The 17,005-nt window shown below is 67.9% G+C and carries 18 protein-coding genes; 9 read left to right on the forward strand and 9 right to left on the reverse strand.

What is annotated here, in order from left to right:
- Positions 1–14: 14 nt before the first annotated feature.
- Positions 15–1,628, forward strand: a complete 1,614-nt coding sequence (locus G6034_RS10475) for a DEAD/DEAH box helicase (protein WP_425485507.1) — start codon at positions 15–17, stop codon at positions 1,626–1,628.
- A gap of 12 nt (positions 1,629–1,640) precedes the next feature.
- Complete coding sequence (locus tag G6034_RS10480; protein WP_176635057.1) at positions 1,641–2,567, forward strand: DNA-methyltransferase; 927 nt, start codon at positions 1,641–1,643, stop codon at positions 2,565–2,567.
- Here G6034_RS10480 and G6034_RS10485 read toward each other — a convergent pair.
- Positions 2,564–3,412: a PHP domain-containing protein gene (locus G6034_RS10485; RefSeq protein WP_176635058.1), complete on the reverse strand. Its 849-nt coding sequence runs from the start codon at positions 3,410–3,412 to the stop codon at positions 2,564–2,566. The genes G6034_RS10480 and G6034_RS10485 overlap by 4 nt on opposite strands.
- Positions 3,413–3,493: 81 nt before the next feature.
- On the opposite strand from G6034_RS10485, the gene G6034_RS10490 reads away from it, so the two are divergent.
- A complete protein-coding gene (locus tag G6034_RS10490; RefSeq protein ID WP_176635059.1) occupies positions 3,494–5,065 on the forward strand; it encodes an aminopeptidase P family protein in 1,572 nt (523 codons plus the stop codon).
- A gap of 539 nt (positions 5,066–5,604) precedes the next feature.
- Here the strand turns inward: G6034_RS10490 and G6034_RS10495 are convergent.
- A complete protein-coding gene (locus G6034_RS10495) occupies positions 5,605–6,471 on the reverse strand; it encodes a YflT domain-containing protein (RefSeq protein ID WP_176635060.1) in 867 nt (288 codons plus the stop codon).
- A 122-nt stretch (positions 6,472–6,593) separates the two neighbouring features.
- On the opposite strand from G6034_RS10495, the gene G6034_RS10500 reads away from it, so the two are divergent.
- The 3 genes from G6034_RS10500 to G6034_RS10510 are packed head-to-tail and all read left to right on the forward strand — an operon-like array spanning position 6,594 to position 9,600.
- Entirely contained in the window at positions 6,594–7,880 is a 1,287-nt protein-coding gene (locus G6034_RS10500; protein ID WP_176635061.1) for a magnesium transporter MgtE N-terminal domain-containing protein, read from the forward strand.
- Positions 7,873–8,460, forward strand: coding sequence for a DUF1003 domain-containing protein (locus G6034_RS10505; protein ID WP_246295630.1), 588 nt, complete (start codon positions 7,873–7,875; stop codon positions 8,458–8,460). The genes G6034_RS10500 and G6034_RS10505 overlap by 8 nt, the downstream gene beginning before the upstream one ends.
- A gap of 12 nt (positions 8,461–8,472) precedes the next feature.
- The gene (locus G6034_RS10510; protein WP_176635062.1) at positions 8,473–9,600 is read left to right on the forward strand and encodes an Mrp/NBP35 family ATP-binding protein; all 1,128 of its coding nucleotides are present in this window, start codon (positions 8,473–8,475) and stop codon (positions 9,598–9,600) included.
- Positions 9,601–9,645: 45 nt separating this feature from the next.
- Here the strand turns inward: G6034_RS10510 and G6034_RS10515 are convergent, their stop codons facing one another.
- Both G6034_RS10515 and sigE read right to left on the reverse strand, forming a co-directional pair.
- Positions 9,646–10,065 carry a twin-arginine translocase TatA/TatE family subunit gene (locus tag G6034_RS10515; RefSeq protein ID WP_176635063.1) on the reverse strand — a complete coding sequence of 140 codons (420 nt, stop codon included), beginning with the start codon at positions 10,063–10,065 and terminating at the stop codon, positions 9,646–9,648.
- Between the two features lie 69 nt (positions 10,066–10,134).
- Positions 10,135–10,767 carry an RNA polymerase sigma factor SigE gene (gene sigE / locus G6034_RS10520; protein ID WP_176635064.1) on the reverse strand — a complete coding sequence of 211 codons (633 nt, stop codon included), beginning with the start codon at positions 10,765–10,767 and terminating at the stop codon, positions 10,135–10,137.
- Between the two features lie 171 nt (positions 10,768–10,938).
- Here sigE and G6034_RS10525 point away from each other — a divergent pair, with 171 nt between their 5' ends.
- Positions 10,939–11,571, forward strand: a complete 633-nt coding sequence (locus G6034_RS10525) for an O-methyltransferase (protein ID WP_176635065.1) — start codon at positions 10,939–10,941, stop codon at positions 11,569–11,571.
- 103 nt (positions 11,572–11,674) lie between these two features.
- On the opposite strand, the gene G6034_RS10530 is transcribed toward G6034_RS10525, so the two are convergent.
- The 5 genes from G6034_RS10530 to G6034_RS10550 form a co-directional block, all read right to left on the reverse strand.
- Positions 11,675–11,842, reverse strand: a complete 168-nt coding sequence (locus G6034_RS10530) for a DUF3117 domain-containing protein (protein ID WP_082369385.1) — start codon at positions 11,840–11,842, stop codon at positions 11,675–11,677.
- 156 nt (positions 11,843–11,998) lie between these two features.
- Complete coding sequence (locus tag G6034_RS10535) at positions 11,999–13,204, reverse strand: hypothetical protein (RefSeq protein WP_343038011.1); 1,206 nt, start codon at positions 13,202–13,204, stop codon at positions 11,999–12,001.
- A 47-nt stretch (positions 13,205–13,251) separates the two neighbouring features.
- Positions 13,252–13,839, reverse strand: a complete 588-nt coding sequence (locus tag G6034_RS10540; RefSeq protein WP_176635066.1) for a DNA-3-methyladenine glycosylase I — start codon at positions 13,837–13,839, stop codon at positions 13,252–13,254.
- Between the two features lie 2 nt (positions 13,840–13,841).
- Positions 13,842–14,285, reverse strand: a complete 444-nt coding sequence (locus G6034_RS10545; protein WP_176635067.1) for a DivIVA domain-containing protein — start codon at positions 14,283–14,285, stop codon at positions 13,842–13,844.
- 17 nt (positions 14,286–14,302) lie between these two features.
- Positions 14,303–15,082, reverse strand: coding sequence for an LOG family protein (locus G6034_RS10550; RefSeq protein ID WP_176635068.1), 780 nt, complete (start codon positions 15,080–15,082; stop codon positions 14,303–14,305).
- A gap of 133 nt (positions 15,083–15,215) precedes the next feature.
- On the opposite strand from G6034_RS10550, the gene G6034_RS10555 reads away from it, so the two are divergent.
- Together G6034_RS10555 and G6034_RS10560 are read left to right on the forward strand one after the other, a co-directional pair.
- Complete coding sequence (locus tag G6034_RS10555; RefSeq protein WP_176635069.1) at positions 15,216–15,974, forward strand: amino acid ABC transporter ATP-binding protein; 759 nt, start codon at positions 15,216–15,218, stop codon at positions 15,972–15,974.
- Positions 15,975–16,056: 82 nt separating this feature from the next.
- Complete coding sequence (locus tag G6034_RS10560; RefSeq protein ID WP_176635070.1) at positions 16,057–16,959, forward strand: glutamate ABC transporter substrate-binding protein; 903 nt, start codon at positions 16,057–16,059, stop codon at positions 16,957–16,959.
- The last annotated feature ends 46 nt before the right edge of the window (positions 16,960–17,005 follow it).

The raw sequence follows: 17,005 nt of genomic DNA on the forward strand, positions 1-17,005 counted from the left end.
GCGAGAACGTTGAAATTGACGGCAGCCTGGTCAGCAACGAACCTCCCCGCCAGGAAGAAAAGGCAACCTTCGCCAGCTTCGGCGTGCACGCGGACATTGTCCGCTCGCTGAACGAGGCCGGCATCACCCACCCCTTCCCCATCCAGGCCATGACACTGCCCATCGCCCTGGGCGGCCACGACATCATCGGCCAGGCCAAGACCGGCACGGGCAAGACGCTCGGCTTCGGCATTCCGGCCCTGCAGCGCGTGGTGGGCCCGAAGGACGACGGCTTCGAGAAGCTGTCCGTCCCCGGCGCCCCGCAGGCCATGGTCATCGTGCCGACCCGGGAACTCGCGGTCCAGGTGGCAGGCGACCTCACCACGGCATCCAAGCACCTCGGCGTGCGCATCGCCACCATCTACGGCGGCCGCGCCTACGAGCCCCAGGTCGAATCGCTGCAAAGGGGCGTCGAAGTGGTCGTCGGCACCCCGGGCCGCCTGATCGACCTGCTGCGCCAGGGCCACCTGAACCTCAAGAACGTCAAGATCGTCATCCTCGACGAGGCAGACGAAATGCTGGACCTCGGCTTCCTGCCCGACGTCGAAACCCTGATCGCCGGAACCCCTGCCGTGCGCCAGACCATGCTGTTCTCGGCCACCATGCCCGGCCCGGTGGTGGCCATGGCCCGCCGCTACATGACCCAGCCCACCCACATCCGCGCCGCCGACCCCGACGACGAGGGCCTGACCAAGCGCGACATCCGCCAGCTGATCTACCGCGCCCACAACCTGGACAAGATCGAGGTGGTGGCCCGGATCCTGCAGGCGCGGGGACGCGGGCGGAGCATCATCTTCACCAAGACCAAACGCACCGCCGCCAAGGTCTCCGAGGAACTGGTGGACCGCGGCTTTGCCGCGGCCGCCATCCACGGCGACCTCGGCCAGGGCGCGCGCGAGCAGGCCCTGCGCGCCTTTCGCAACAACAAGGTGGACGTGCTGGTGGCCACCGATGTCGCCGCCCGCGGCATCGACGTGGACGACGTCACGCACGTGATCAACTACCAGTGCGTCGAGGACGAGAAGATCTACCTGCACCGCGTGGGCCGCACGGGCCGCGCCGGCAACAAGGGCACCGCCGTCACGTTCGTCGACTGGGACGACATGCCCCGCTGGGCCCTGATCAACAAGGCCCTGGGCCTCAGCGTGCCCGAGCCAGTTGAAACCTACTCCTCCTCACCCCACCTGTACACGGACCTGGACATCCCCGAAGGCACCAAGGGCCGCCTCCCCCGCAGCCAGCGCACGCACGCAGGCATCAACGCCGAGGTCCTGGAGGACCTTGGCGAGACCGGCAAGCGCAACGCGCCGCGGTCCGGCGGCCACGACGCCGGGCACGACGGCGGCCACGGGGCCAACCGCGGCGGCAACCGCTCCGGGGCACGCCACGGTGAGAAGCGCACGGGTGAGAGGAACGACGGCGGGCGGAGCCGGCGTCGTACGTCCCCCAGCGAGCGCAGCGAGGCCCCGGACAACGGGCCCGCGGAGACAGCCGGCGAGGCGGCCGCGGCACGTCCGCGCCGCACCCGCACCCGCACCCGCCGGCGCAACGGCGAGGTTGTCGGCCAGCCGGAAGCCGCAGGCGAGTAGTAACAGGCACCCATGACGACGACTGCGTGGCAGGCGGAGGGGACGGGCCCGAACCTGGTGGTCCACGCGGACAATTCCGAGTTCCTGCCCACACTCCCGGACGGTTCCTTCACCATGATTTACGTGGACCCGCCCTTTAACACGGGACGGGTGCAGAGCCGCCGGCAGACCACCATGGTGCGCAACGCCGACGGCGGCGGCGACCGTGTGGGCTTTGGCGGGCGCAGCTACGACACCATCAAGGGCGCGCTGCACAGCTACGACGACGCGTTCACCGACTACTGGCAGTTCCTGGAGCCGCGGCTGGTGGAGGCGTGGCGGCTGCTGGCCGGCAACGGCACCCTGTACCTGCATCTGGACTACCGCGAGGTCCACTACGCCAAGGTCATGCTGGATGCGATCTTTGGCCGGGAATGCTTCCTGAACGAGATCATCTGGGCCTATGACTATGGGGCGCGGGCCAAGAACCGCTGGCCCACCAAGCACGACAACATCCTCGTGTATGTCAAGGACCCGAAGAAGTACCACTTCGACAGCGCCGAGGTGGACCGGGAGCCGTACATGGCCCCGGGCCTGGTGACGCCGGAAAAGCGTGAACGGGGGAAGCTGCCCACGGACGTGTGGTGGCACACGATTGTCTCGCCCACGGGCAAGGAAAAGACCGGCTACCCGACGCAGAAGCCCGAGGGTCTGGTGCGCCGCGCCGTGGCCGCGTCCTCGCGCGAGGGCGACTGGGTGCTGGACTTCTTCGCCGGCTCGGGCACGCTTGGGGCCGTCGCGGCGAAGCTGGGGCGGCGGTTTGTGTGTGTGGACGCGAATCCGCAGGCCATCGAGGTCATGGCGGCACGGCTTGGGCACGTCGCCACGGTGGTCGGGCCGCCGGCGGCCGGGCCTGTCGAGACTCCGGTACCCGGCAAGCTTCCGCTGTTCGAAACTTAGGGCAGGAACGCCGCGGACCCCGTGCCGGCGGCGATGAGACGCTCCAGCATCTCCGGCGCCGTGGTGTTTTCCCCCAGCAGGTTCGGCTTCCCGGCGCCGTGGAAGTCCGACGAGCCCGTCACCAGCAGCCCCTCCCTGCGCGCGAGGTTCCGGAGCCAGATGCGGTTTTCGGGAGGGTTGTCCCGGTGGTCGACCTCCAGGCCGAGCAGCCCGGCGTCGATCATGTCATGGAACATTTCCGGCTCCACCACCCGGCCCCGCGCCGTGGCCATGGGGTGGGCAAAGACCGGCACCCCTCCGGCTGCGCGGACCAGTTCAACGGCGAGCACGGGGTCCGGGGCGTAGTGGCTGACAAAATAGCGCGAGTGCGAGGTGAGGATGCTGGCGAAGGCTTCGTTGCGGTCGGAGACGATGCCGGCCGCGACCAGGGCGTCGGCGATGTGGGGCCGGCCCACGGTGGCGCCGGGTGCCACATGGGCGCTGACGTCGTCCCAGTTCAGCGGGTAGTCTTCCGACAGGCGTTCCACCATGCGTTCGGCGCGGGTGAGGCGGGCGTCCTTGGCCTTCGTGATTTCCTCCAGCAGGCCCGGATGGGTGGGGTCGTGCAGGTAGCAGAGCAGGTGGACGCTGACCCCGCGGGACGTCTTGCAGGAAATCTCCATGCCGGGGACCAGACCCAGTCCGTGGTGCCGGGCCGCGCCAAGCGCCTTCGCCCAGCCGTCCGTGGAGTCATGGTCGGTCAGGGCCAGGACGTCGAGGCCCGCCGCAGCCGCCGCCACCACCAGCTCGGCAGGGGCCTGGGTGCCGTCGGAAACATTTGAGTGCGCATGCAGATCGATCCTCACTCCCCCAGCCTACGTCCCGCCCGGCCCGGCGCCCCTGTCCGCGCCTTTGTCCGGGCGCGACGCCGGTGAGAGACTTGGGGAATGAACCAGACGGAACAGCCCACCCAGCATCCCGAATCCATCCAGCAGCCGCTCGAGGAGCGGGTGAACAACCGTTCGCACCGCCCCGACTCGGAGGCCTTCCGCGCCTTCATGGCCTCCAACTGGGCGCCGGCGCCCACCGAATTGCCCGCCCGGGCCGGGGTGGCAGACCACGCCGCGCGCCGCCGCAGGGCCATCTCCGAGCAGTTCAAGGGCGAACGCCTGGTGATCCCGGCAGGCGCCCTGAAGGTCCGCTCCAACGACTGCGACTACCGCTTCCGCCCGCACTCCGCCTTTGCCCACCTGACGGGCCTGGGCGTGGACCACGAGCCCGACGCCGTGCTGGTCCTGGAGCCCGTTGCCGACGGAGAAGGGGACGACGGCGGGCACCACCGGGCGACGCTGTACTTCCGCCCGCTGGCCGGCCGCGACACGAAGGAGTTCTACGCCGACTCCCGCAGCGGCGAGTTCTGGATTGGCCCGCGGCCAACCCTGGCCGAGTTCAAGGCGTTGCTGTGCCTGGACACCATGGACATCTCCGAGCTTGAGGTGGGCATCACCAAGAGCGTGGGCGAGCCGTCCGTGGGTGGCATTTCCGTCCGGCTGGTCCGCAAGGTTGATGAAAACATTGACGCGCTGGTGGACACGGCCCGCTACAACACCGCCGTCGACCCCGAAAACATGGACTTCGCAGCCCTGGACGAGCTCGACGCCAAGCTCGCCGAGGCGCTCTCCGAGCTGCGCCTGCTCAAGGACGCCTGGGAAATCGAGCAGATGACGATCTCCGTCGCCGCCACGGCCGCCGGATTTGAAGAAATCATCAGGTCCCTGCCCCGCGCCGTGGGCCACAAGCGCGGCGAGCGGGTGGTGGAGGGCGCGTTCTTCGCCCGCGCCCGCGAGGAAGGCAACGAGCTCGGTTACGACACCATCGCCGCCGGCGGCAACAACGCCACCATCCTGCACTGGACCCGCAACACGGGCACCGTGAACGAGGGTGAGATGCTCCTGGTGGATGCCGGCGTCGAGGCCGACTCCCTGTACACGGCGGACATCACCCGGACCATCCCGGTCAATGGCAAGTACTCCGAGGTGCAGCGCAGGATCTACCAGGCCGTCCTGGATGCCGCCGACGCCGCGTTTGCCGTCGCGGTCCCCGGGCGCAAGTTCCGTGACGTGCACAACGCCGCCATGGAGGTGCTGGCCGCCCGCCTCGAGGACTGGGGGCTGCTGCCCGTCTCCGCCTCCGTGGCGCTCTCCCCCGAGGGCCAGCAGCACCGCCGGTGGATGCCGCACGGCACCAGCCACCACCTGGGCCTTGACGTCCATGACTGTGCCCAGGCCCGCGCCGAACTGTACCTGGACGGCACCATCACCGAGGGCATGGTCTTCACGATCGAGCCCGGCCTGTACTTCAAGGACGAGGACCTGGCCATCCCGGCCGAGTACCGCGGCAACGGCGTGCGCATCGAGGACGACATCCTCATCACCGCCGGCGGCCCCGTCAACCTCAGCGCCGCACTCCCCCGCACCCCGGACGATGTTGAGGCCTGGATGGCCCGCCTGTCCGCCTGACCGGCGGGGCGTGGAGGACGTCGTTGGCCTCAGGTCCCGCCGTCATCACGGGGCCGCCCGCAACTGCGCCTGCAGTGCGCCGTTGAAGCGCCTGCCCGCCACGGCGGTTGCAGCGAAAGGCACGACGGCGGCCAACCGGGTGGCCCACTCCGTGGAAGCCGGGCTGCCTGTTCCCGATGCGCGTCGGGACATCGGGCCAAACGGATACGGGACGGCCATTGTGAGGTCAGATGATCACGTTGTCGCCACTCCAGGACCACCCAACGGTCACGCAACCGGGTTTTGGCCGCCCCATGACTGCGTTACCTGACCGGTCATTGATGACGTGGTGCGCATAACCGCAGGATCTGATGGGTTGATTGGCCTCCGCGGCGGCACCAAGACCGCGGAAGCCACGGGTGGCTGCAGTTGGGACAGCCGGCGAGACGGCGGCGCAAGGCTTGCTCCGGCGTCGAACGCCGCAAAATGGCCACTAAGCCGGTCCGCATGGCCACCGCGAAACGCGGTTTTTCGACCACGGCCGTGGGCCAGTTGGAAAGTCAGGGCTCCCGGACGTCGCCGTCAGCCTGCTCGGGCGCGGGCGCCTGCTGCGGCGGGTTGTCCACGCGGACGCCGTACTGCGGGCGGCCGTCGGGCAGGTCCGGGAACTGGCCGCGGCGCGGTCCGCTCAGCGGCGCCTGGCCCGGACGCTCATGGCTTTCCTCCGTCTGGGGCACATCCGGGACCGGCTGCTGCTGCGGCGCCCCGTAGGGGTCGTGCCAGCCTTCGGGCCGGGGCGGCTGCTGCCCGGCCTGTCCCGATGCCGGCGGCTGCTGCCCGGACACCGGCGGCTGGGCCGGCGGGCGGTACCCCTGGTGGGCCTGGTTTTGGCCCTGTCCCTGGTACGGGCCGGGCGCGGCGGAGTTCATGGGCAGCTGGGCGAGCAGCCGGCGGGCGTCCATGGCCACATCCGGGGTGACAATGACGTCGTAGTTGCTGGCCAGCACCTGGTTTGTCGAGGTGAAGTCCCGCTTGCCGCGCTGGGCCGCATAGCCGATGATGGCGAACAGCATCCAGAACGCAGCGCCCATCAGCACGGCCGTCATGACGTTCAGGTACGGGCCGCCCCCGGCCCCGGCATTGCTGTCAAAGAAGGAGAGCATGACGCCGATGAACAGGCCAAACCACGCACCCGTCATGGCCCCGGAAAGGGCCACGCGCGGGTAGCTGAGCTTTCCCGTGACGCGTTCCACCATTTTCAGGTCGTTGCCCACAATGGAGACGTGCTGGACCGGGAATTTTTCATCCGCCAGGTAATCAACCGCTTTTTGGGCGTCCAAATAAGAGGTGTAGGAGCCGATTGTTTCCCCGGTGGGAACAACGCGGGCCTCATCCATTGGTCGGGTGCGTCCAAAGAGGTTTGCCATGCCTTCCATTGTTCACCATGATCCTGCGCATTGGCTGAAGTATCGCTGGCAGTGAAATACGCCCCCGCTGCAGGGCGTCCCCGGGTTACGTCAATGTCAGCCTTGGGAAGTAGCCTGTAAGGGTGAGCACACAACCCACGCGCATCTTTGTGGCGCGCCTCCTTGGATTGGACGTCTTTGACCCGCTGGGCGACCGTCTGGGCAAATTGCGGGACGTGGTGGTGCTGGGCCGCGGCCAGCAGGACAAGGCGCCCCACGCCGTCGGCATCGTCGTTGAGGTCCCGGGCAAGAAGCGCGTCTTCGTGCCCATGACCCGCCTGACGTCCATGGACCAGTCCCAGATCATCTGCACCGGGCTGGTCAACCTGCGCCGCTTTGAACAGCGCGGGGCGGAGCAGCTGGTGGTGGGCGGCATCTTCGACCGCAAGGTGACCCTGGTGGACGGCAGCGGCGACGCCGTCATCGAGGACATTGCGATGGACCAGCAGCGCAACGGCGACTGGCTGGTGACCAAGATGTTTGTGCGCCGGGGCGGCTCCACCTCGCGCCTGCGCGGCCTGCGGCGCGGCCACACGCTGCTCATCGACTGGGCCGACGCCCGCACCGACGACGCAGCGCAGCCGCAGGGCGCCACGCATTTCGTGGCCACCCACGAGGACCTCAAGCCGGCCGACTTTGCCGACGCCCTGCAGGAAATGAGCGACAAACGCCGGGTGGAGGTTGCCAGCGAGCTCCAGGACGAACGCCTGGCGGACATCATGTCCGAACTGCCCGAGGAGGACCAGGTCACCCTGCTCTCCGCCCTGGACAGCGAGCGTGCCGCCGACGTCCTGGAGGAGATGGACCCGGACGACGCCGCCGACCTCCTGGCCGACCTCCCCCAGGCCAAGGCCGAGGAACTGCTGCTGCTCATGGAACCGGACGAGGCCAAGGACGTGCGGCGCCTGCTCCAGTACGCGGAAGGCACGGCCGGCGCGCTCATGACCCCGGTGCCGGTGATCCTGCCGCCGGAAGCCACCGTTGCCGAGGCGCTGGCCCACGTCCGCAGCGAGGACCTCTCCCCGGCCCTGGCCTCCGCCATCTTCATCTGCCGCCCGCCGCTGGAAACGCCCACGGGACGCTTCCTGGGCGTGGTGCACATCCAGCAGCTGCTGCGCAGTGCGCCCCCCGAGCAGCTGGGCACGCTGGTGGACAAGAACCTGGAGCCGGTCTCCGACCAGGACACCCTCAGCGTCGTCAGCCACACCATGGCTTCCTACAACCTCAACTCCCTGCCGGTGGTCAGCAAGGAGGGCCGGCTGGTCGGCGCGGTGACGGTGGACGACCTCCTGGACCACCTGCTCCCCGAGGACTGGCGCACCCACGACGACGGCGCCCCGATCAGAAAGCTGGGAGGCCGCATTGGCTGAAAGGCACCACACCAAGGGCGGCGGCCTCGACACGCCAATGGAGCTGAAGTCGCGGCTCCTGCCAAACCTTGCCGGCGACCCGGACCTCTTTGGCCGCTTCGCCGAACGCTTTGCCCGCTACATGGGCACGGCGAACTTCCTGCTGTACATGACCGTCGTCGTGATCGTCTGGATTGCCCTGAACGTCGTGGGGCTGTTCGGGCTCAAGTGGGACCCGTACCCGTTCATCCTGCTCAACCTGTTCTTCTCCACCCAGGCCTCCTACGCCGCGCCGCTGATCCTGCTCGCCCAAAACCGCCAGGACGACAGGGACAGGGTCCAGATCGAGCAGGACCGCACGCGCAATGAACGCAACCTCGCGGACACCGAATACCTGACCCGCGAGGTCGCCGCACTGCGCATTTCACTGCGCGAAGTGGCCACCCGCGACTTCGTCCGCTCCGAACTGCGCAGCCTCCTGGAGGAGCTCATCAACATCTCCGACGACGACGCCGAGCCCGTCCGCGAGCCCCGCACGTCCCGGAACCCCGCCACCCAGGCGCTCAAGACCGTCCCCGCAAAACGCCCCGCCAACCCCTAAGGCCAGCACCACATGTCCGCTCCGTCCCCCGAATCCCTCCACGCCGCCCTCGCCACGGTCATCGATCCCGAACTGCGCCGGCCCATCACGGAGCTGGGCATGGTCGAGTCCGTGGAGGCGTTCGACGGCGGACGGGTGCGCGCCGTCGTACGCCTCACCATTGCGGGGTGCCCCCTGAGGGGCACCATCACCAAGGACGCCACCAACGCCCTGATGAAGGTGGACGGCGTCACGGGCGTCGACGTGGACCTGACCGTCATGACGGCGGAACAGCGCGCCGAACTGAAGGAAAGGCTCAAGGGCACCAACCCCCAGCGCGGCATCCCGTTCAACGCGGAGTCGTCGCTGACGCGGGTGTACGCGGTGGCCAGCGGCAAGGGCGGGGTCGGCAAGTCCTCGGTGACGGTCAACCTGGCGTGTGCCCTGGCGGCCAGGGGGCTGCGCGTGGGCATTGTGGACGCGGACATTTACGGCTTCTCCGTGCCGGCGCTCATGGGGATCACGCAGGCGCCCACCCGCGTGGACGAAATGATCCTGCCGCCCGTGGCCCATGGCGTCAAGGTCATTTCCATCGGCATGTTCGTCAGCGGCAACCAGCCCGTCGCCTGGCGCGGCCCCATGCTGCACCGGGCCCTGGAGCAGTTCCTGACCGACGTGTACTTTGGCGACCTGGACGCCCTGTTCCTTGACCTGCCCCCCGGCACCGGGGACGTGGCCATCTCAGTGGCCCAGCTGCTGCCGAAGGCGGAAATCCTGGTGGTCACGACCCCCCAGGCCGCCGCCGCGGATGTCGCCGAGCGCGCAGGGGCCATTGCCGTCCAGACGGGCCAAAAGGTGGCCGGGGTCATCGAGAACATGTCATTCCTGACGCTTCCGGACGGCAGCACGATGGAGCTGTTTGGCTCGGGCGGTGGCGAGGTCCTGGCCAAGCGGCTGACCCAGACCGTCAATGCGCCCGTGGAGCTGCTGGGCCAGATTCCGCTCGATGTTGCGCTGCGCGAGGGCGGGGACATTGGCGCCCCCATTGTGCTGGCGAACCCGGAGTCGCCGGGCGCCGCGGCGCTGCTGGACATCGCCGGGAAGCTGGCGGTCCGCCCCCGCGGGCTGGCCGGCCTGCCGCTGGGCGTCACCCCGCGCTAATCCGTTGGAGATAATGGTCCCGAACGGTCTCGAACGCGCGCAGCGTCAGGTTGCTTCCAGGTCGAACGGGGCGCGCTGGCCCTCGGCCAGACGCTGCATCACGGGGGCCTTCGGCGCAGCTTCCACCGCAGTTTCATCGCCGTCCTTGCCCATCATGGAGGCAATGGCGGCACCGGGGGCGGCCTTCAGGGAGTTGAGGGCCGCGACGTCGTCGTCGTCCAGGAGGGCTTCGCGGATGATGCGGCGGGGATCATACTGGCGCGGGTCCAGCTTCTTCCAGTCGATCTCGTCGATGTCCAGCCCGGATTCTTCCCTGATGGTTTCGCGCGCGCCGGAAGCCATCCTGCGAACCTCCCGGATCAGGTTCTTGAGCTTCTCCACATAGCCCGGGAGGCGCGCGGGGCCGATCACCAGGAGCGCCACAATGACAATCAGGACCAGCTCGGGGGTATTGATACCAAACACGTTAGGAAGATTACCCTCTCGAGACTAAAAGCAACGATTCCGAACACCTTTTGACACGGGCACCCATGCCTAGCGGGCACCGGCAATCCGCGGCAGCTTCAGCAGCGGCTTCTTCGGCGGCCGCACATCCTTGCCGCGCCCCGGCGCCAGGTCCGCCAGCGACTCGCGCAGCATGGCGCGGCCGCGGTGGATGCGGGAGCGGACGGTGCCCAGCTTGATGTCCAGTGCGTGGGCCACCTCGTCGTAGGACAGCCCCTCCATGTCGCACAGGACCACGGCGGCCCGGAAGTCCGGCGGCAGCGCCTCCAGGGCGGCGGCAATGTCGACGTCGAGGTTGTTGAATTCAAAGGTTCGTTCGGGGCCGGGGTCGGCGCCGGCGAGCCGCGACTCGGCATCCTCCGCCAGCGGGTCGAAGCGGATCCGCTGCTTGCGGCGCGCCTGGTCCAGGAAAAGATTGGTGGTGATGCGGTGCAGCCAGCCGTCCAGCGTGCCGGGCTTGAATTTGGCCAGGGAACGGAACGCGCGGACAAACACCTCCTGGGTGAGGTCCTCGGCGTCGTACTTGTTGCCGGTCAGGCGGTAGGCAAGGCGGAAGACTTTCGCCGAGTGGTTGGTGACAACCTCGTCCCACGACGGGGGCGTCCACTGCGGGTCGGCAGCGGAAACGGCAGTCGAAACTGCTGGGCTGGGAACCTGACCCATGGCTGCACCTCAATTCTTGCGGCTCGAAACAAACCTCCCCGGCGAGTTGCCGCCGGGTTCCCATATTCTGCCAAAAGAAACTGGCTTTTTGCTGTGCAAATGGGAAATTCAGCCCACGGCGCAGGCAGTAGGCTAGAGGAATCCGCCGCAACAGTTTAGGAAACACCACCCATGAGCGCCGACAAGTCCACCAGCTGGTCCTACGCGGAGGGCCTCCCTGTGGAAGATGACGTCCTTCGCCGCGCCCGCGAACGCTCCCACGAGCTGGGCCTGTTCCCCGTCACGCACGGTGTTGCCGCGGCGCTGACGGTGCTGGCTGCCTCCTCGAAGGCCCAGACCGTGGTGGAGGTCGGCACGGGGGCCGGTGTTTCCGGTGTGTCCCTGCTGCGCGGGCTGGGCCCGCGTGCGGTCCTGACAACCATCGACCCCGACGTGGACCACCTGAAGGCGGCGCGCGAGGCGTTCAACGAGTCGGGCTCGCCTGCCAACCGGACGCGCACCATCTCGGGCCGCGGCCAGGACGTGCTGCCGCGGCTGACGGACGCGGCCTACGACCTTGTCTTCATCGACGCCGACAAGCCCAGCTTTCCCGCCTATGTGGAGCAGGGCATCCGGCTGCTGAAGTCCGGCGGGCTGCTGGTGGTCAACGACGCCCTGGACAAGGACAGGGTGTCCGATCCCGCCATCCGCGAGGCCAGCACCGTGGTGCTGCGCAAGGTGGGCAAGCTGGTCCGGGACAACAAGTCGCTGATCTCGGCGATGCTGCCCACCGGCGACGGCCTGCTGCTCGCCGTCAAGCGCTGAGCTGCGCCCGGCCCGCACCTGGCATCGGACCGTGGTCCGGCCCTTAAACGCCAAGCGGGGCAGCTTGGCCGCCCCGCAGGTCAATCGTTGGTGGTTGCCCGAACTACTCGGTCACACCGACCAGGCACTCCTTGAGGCTGCTGGCCTCGTCGGCGTTCATTTCCACCACAAGGCGTCCGCCGCCTTCCAGTGGCAGCCGCAGGATCAGGCTACGCCCTTCCTTGGTCACTTCCATTGGACCGTCGCCGGTTCTGGGTTTCATGGCCGCCATAAGGACTTCCCCTTTTCATAGTTCGAACCCACAGGCCTGCGGGGCATTCCCCACATGCAGGTTCGTGTTGTATCCCTCACAATCCATTATTCCGTATTTCCGGTGCCGGGTGCTAATCGGGGCCGCCTTGCGGCCGGACGGAAAGGCCATTGGTCGTCACGGCGGCCAGGCCTGGCCGGTACTGACCGCCGAAAGCTGCCAGAGCCACACAACCCACACCAGCTGCAGGACGGCAAACATGGCCAGCACAGCCCACCTGTACGCCCGGCTGGCGGAAATGAACGCGGCGGCCAGCGCCAGCGGGAACAGCGGCAGCATCATCCGAAAGGTGCTGGACTGCGGGTCCAGGACGGCCAGCAGGTACAGCAGGTAGACGGCGCACCACAGGCGAAGTTCCGTGCCGATGCGCCGCACGGAGCCGGAATTCAGGTACAGCGCGGCCAGCGCCACGAGCAGGACCGGCAGCAGCGGACCCAACCACGGGCCCGCCAGGGAGACGCCCGCGTCAAACCACGGCTTGAACAGCACCAGGTGCGTTCCCCGCCAGGCTGTTTCGGTGTCCGCATAGGCGCCGGGCTCCCCCGTGACCCACCACGCGAGCAGCATCCACGCGAACGCCATGACGGTGCTGGCGGCCAGCAGGGCCAGCCCCGCGAGCGCCTCCCGCTGCGGGAACCGCTCGCGGCGGCGCCGCCTCCAGCGCAGCGCCAGGTGGACGCCGACGACGGCGGCGAACGGCACCCCCGCCGGCCGCGAGAGGCACAGCAGCACCACCACCGGCACGGCGGACCAGTACCGGTGGCGGATGAGCAGGTACAGGGCGGCGGCCAGCAGGAGAGTGCTCAGCGACTCCGCGTACGCCACCTGCAGCACCGGCGACGCCGGAAAGGTGGCAAAGAACGCCACGCCCCACAGCGCCGTGCCGGGCGCGGCGAAGCGCCGAAACAAGAGGTAGATCACGAGTGCCGCCGCAAAGCCGGCCCCGGTGGCCACCAGCGGGCCCGCCACCGCCCACGGCAGCCCGGTCACGGCGTTCAGGCCCCGCGCGAGCAGTGGAAACAGGGGATAGAAGGCCCATTGGTTGGGCTGCGCCGTGCCGTCCGGGTTGCGCGGAATGGTGGCCGGGTAGCCGCCGTCGAAGATGCGCTCGTACCAGCCGGCGTCCCAGCGGTCAATGAAGGCCAGGTAGTCCGGCCGCGCACCGGACCAGGGCGATTCCGCGGCGTGGTAGGCCGCCCCCGCCAGAATGGCGAAGGAGACCAGGCGCGCCGCGCCGTAGGCAAGGGACACTTTCACCCACCACGGCGCCCGCCGCAGGGGTGCCAGCAGCCGGCGCGCCGCGGCGTACATCAGTTCGTTCACGGTGGCGGGGCCCCGCGTCCGCCCCGGCTTCCGCCCGGCGCCTTCCGTCACGGCCGGGTCAGTGATTCCGCCACCCAGCATCCGGGCTGGTGGTCGTTGGCCAGGCCCACCGCCTGCATCATGGCATAGGCGGTGGTCGGCCCCACGAAGGAAAAGCCGCGCTTCTTCAGCTCCCTTGCCAGCGCGGCGGACTCCGCCGTCTTCGCGGGTATCGGCCCGCCGGCCGGCCGCGGGGCCGCCGGTGCGTGCGCCTGCAGCAAGGAGCCCAGGGTGGTGCCTTCCGGGAGCGCCAGAATGGCCCTGGCGTTTCCTATGGTGGCGTTGATCTTCATCAGGTTGCGCACAATGCCGGCGTCGGCCATCAGCCGGTCAACGTCCGGCTGGCCGAAGTCCGCGACCGCCGCGGGGTCAAAGTTGGCGAAGGCGGCCCGGAAGGCGCTGCGCTTGCGCAGGATGGTGATCCAGCTCAGCCCCGACTGGAACGCCTCGAGGCTGAGCCGTTCAAAAAGCTCCCGTTCGCCGGTGACGGGCCGTCCCCATTCCTCGTCGTGGTAGCGCTGGTACGCCTGGTCGGATTCAATGCCGGCCCACGCACACCGCGCTTTCCCGTCCGCCCCCACTACAACTGCCGCCATGGTCAGGCTTCCTTTCCCGGTTCGACGCCGGACGTGTCCCCCTGGGCGGTCCCGCCGCCCTGGGCGGTACAGCCGCGTTCAGCGGCTGTACCGGAAGACGCCTTGGCAAGGTGCCCGCGGTCGGGGGTGGCGCCGTCGTGCTTAAGCCCGGCGGCGGGGGCTTCCAGCTCGGCAATCCTCGCGTCCCTGGCGGACAGTTCGTCACGGAGCCGGTCAAGGACCTGATCCACCTGGTCCATGCGGTAGCCGCGCAGGCCCAGCCCGAACCGTACCTTGTCGACGTCGTCCGGCGCCGGGGCCGGAGGCAGCAACACGGGCGGCAGGCTGGCGACTGGCGCCTGGAGCCCGTCGGCGTAAACGTCGCCGTCCGGCCGCCTGAGACCCACCACGTACACGGCCACCGCGGCCGCGAGCATGACGGCGAGGAAGATCAGGAAGTAGCTCACCCCTCAATGGTGCCAGATCATGCCCGCGGCACGGCCCCAACCTTGGTGCCGGCCTCCCCGGCCATGACCAGGGACACGGCCTCCTCCGGGGTGTCGGCCAGCTGGACAATGTCCATGTCGCCCGGGGAGACCAGGCCTTCCGCCACCATGGTGTCCCGGATCCAGTCCAGCAGCGGGGACCAAAAAGCCGTGTCCACCAGCACGATCGGGAATTGGGTGACCTTGCTGGTCTGCACCAGCACCATGGCCTCAAACAGTTCGTCAAGGGTGCCCAGGCCGCCGGGGAGCACCACGAAGCCCTGCGCGTACTTGACGAACATGGTCTTGCGGGCAAAGAAGTAGCGGAAGCCCACGCCCAGCGCCACCCACTGGTTCATGCCCTGCTCGAACGGCAGCTCGATCCCCAGGCCGATGGACAGGCCGCCGGCCTCGCTCGCGCCGCGGTTGGCGGCCTCCATGGAGCCGGGCCCGCCGCCGGTGATCACGGCGACGCCGGCCTCCACCAGAAGCCGGCCCACGTCCACGCCTGTCTGGTAGTGCGGGCTGTCCGGCTTGGTGCGGGCGGAGCCGAACACGCTGATGGCCGGGCCGATCTCGGCCAGCGAGTCGAAGCCCTGGACAAATTCGCTTTGGATCCGCATCACGCGCCACGGATCGGTGTGCGTAAAGTCGCTGCTTGGAGGGGTGTCCAACAGCCGCGAATCCGCCGTGGACCCTGCCGGCACACCTGTCGTCCAGCTGCCGAAGCGCTTCGTCAGGGGACGGGAGGGCCTGCTGGATCCTGTGGGTGCACTCATGCCACTAAGGCTACGTGAATCCCCCAGTGCGCGCGGGCCGGAAAAGTGCGGGCGAGGTATCGAACGCGTTACGATCACCGCGGAACCGTGAAGGAGTTTCACTTGGCCGCGGATTGTTGGATAGATTCGCTTCATGACTAATCCCGTACAGGCACCTGCCCTCGTGGAACTTAAGGCCGTCAACAAGCATTACGGCCCCCTCCACGTTTTGCAGGACATCAACTTGCAGGTCAAAAAGGGTGAGGTTGTGGTGGTTATCGGGCCCTCCGGCTCGGGAAAGTCCACGCTCTGCCGAACCATCAACCGCCTCGAGACCATCGACGACGGGACCATCACCATTGAAGGCAAGGTCCTGCCCAAGGAAGGCAAGGGCCTCGCAGCGTTGCGGGCCGACGTCGGCATGGTCTTCCAGTCCTTCAACCTGTTTGCCCACAAGACCATCCTGGAAAACGTGACCCTGGGGCCCATCAAGGTCAAGGGCGCTTCCAAGGCCGACGCCGACAAACTGGCACTTGCGCTGTTGGAACGCGTTGGCGTGGGCCACCAGGCGGCCAAACTGCCGGCCCAGCTTTCCGGCGGGCAGCAGCAGCGCGTGGCCATTGCCCGCGCCCTGGCCATGAAGCCCAAGGTGATGCTCTTTGACGAGCCCACCAGCGCCCTGGACCCGGAAATGATCAACGAGGTCCTGGACGTCATGGTGGAACTGGCCAAGGACGGCATGACGATGGTGGTGGTGACCCACGAGATGGGATTTGCCCGCAAGGCCGCCGACAGGGTCGTTTTCATGGCCGACGGGCAGATCGTGGAGGAAGCGACCCCGGACGAATTTTTCACCAATCCCCAAAGCGCCCGGGCCAAGGACTTCCTCTCCAAGATCCTGACCAACGGCTAGCCTTGACCATATTTGAGTCCCATCACGCTCAAATTTTTTCACTCGCACCAGCGGCCACCCGGCCGTTTATGAAAGGAACCCCATGAAGAACCTCTTCATTCGAAAGAGCCTCAGCGTTGCGGCGATCGCCGCAGCTGCCGCCCTTGCCCTCTCCGGCTGCGGCGGCGGCGGAACATCCGGCACCGCCAGCGACAACGCCGCGGGCCCCAACTTTGAAGTGGCCAAGGACGTTGCCCTGACAGGCAGCCCCACGTATGACAAGATCAAGTCCGCCGGGGCCGTCCGCATCGGTGTCAAGGAAGACCAGCCCGGCCTTGGCTACCTCGATGCCGCCACGGGCGAGCGCACGGGCTTCGACATCGAGATTGCCACCTGGATGGCGGCCTCCCTCGGCATCGCCAAGGACAAGATCGAATTCAAGGCAATCCCGTCCGCCAACCGTGAGACGGCGCTCGCCAACGGGGACGTGGACCTCTACGTGGGCACCTACTCCATCACGGACAAGCGCAAGAAGATTGTGGACTTCGCCGGCCCCTACTTCATCACCGGACAGGGCCTGCTGGTACAGAAGTCCAACACCTCCATCAACAGCGAGAAGGACCTGGACGGCAAGACTGTTTGCTCGGCCACGGGCTCCACGCCCATCCAGAACATCAAGGACAACTTCCCGAAGGTCAAGACGCAGGAGTTTGACCTGTACTCCAAGTGCGTGGAGGCCCTCAAGAGCGGCACGGTCGACGCCGTGACCACGGACCAGGCGATCCTGCTCGGCTTTGCTTCGCAGGATCCGGACAAGCTGAAGGTCGTGGGCCAGCCGTTCACGGTTGAGAAGTACGGCATCGGCGTTGCCAAGGGCGACACCGCCCTGCGCACCTTCCTGAACAAGACGCTCACCGACGGCGGCGCCACCTGGACCAAGATCTACGACGACACGCTGGGCAAGTCCGGCACCAAGGTTGAACAGCCGAAGGTTGACCAGTACTAACAGTCCATGACTGCAGGTGGCGGGGGGGGGGGGGGGGGGGGGGCCC

Source organism: Arthrobacter wenxiniae, from assembly GCF_013376105.1.
Classification (GTDB): domain Bacteria; phylum Actinomycetota; class Actinomycetes; order Actinomycetales; family Micrococcaceae; genus Specibacter; species Specibacter wenxiniae.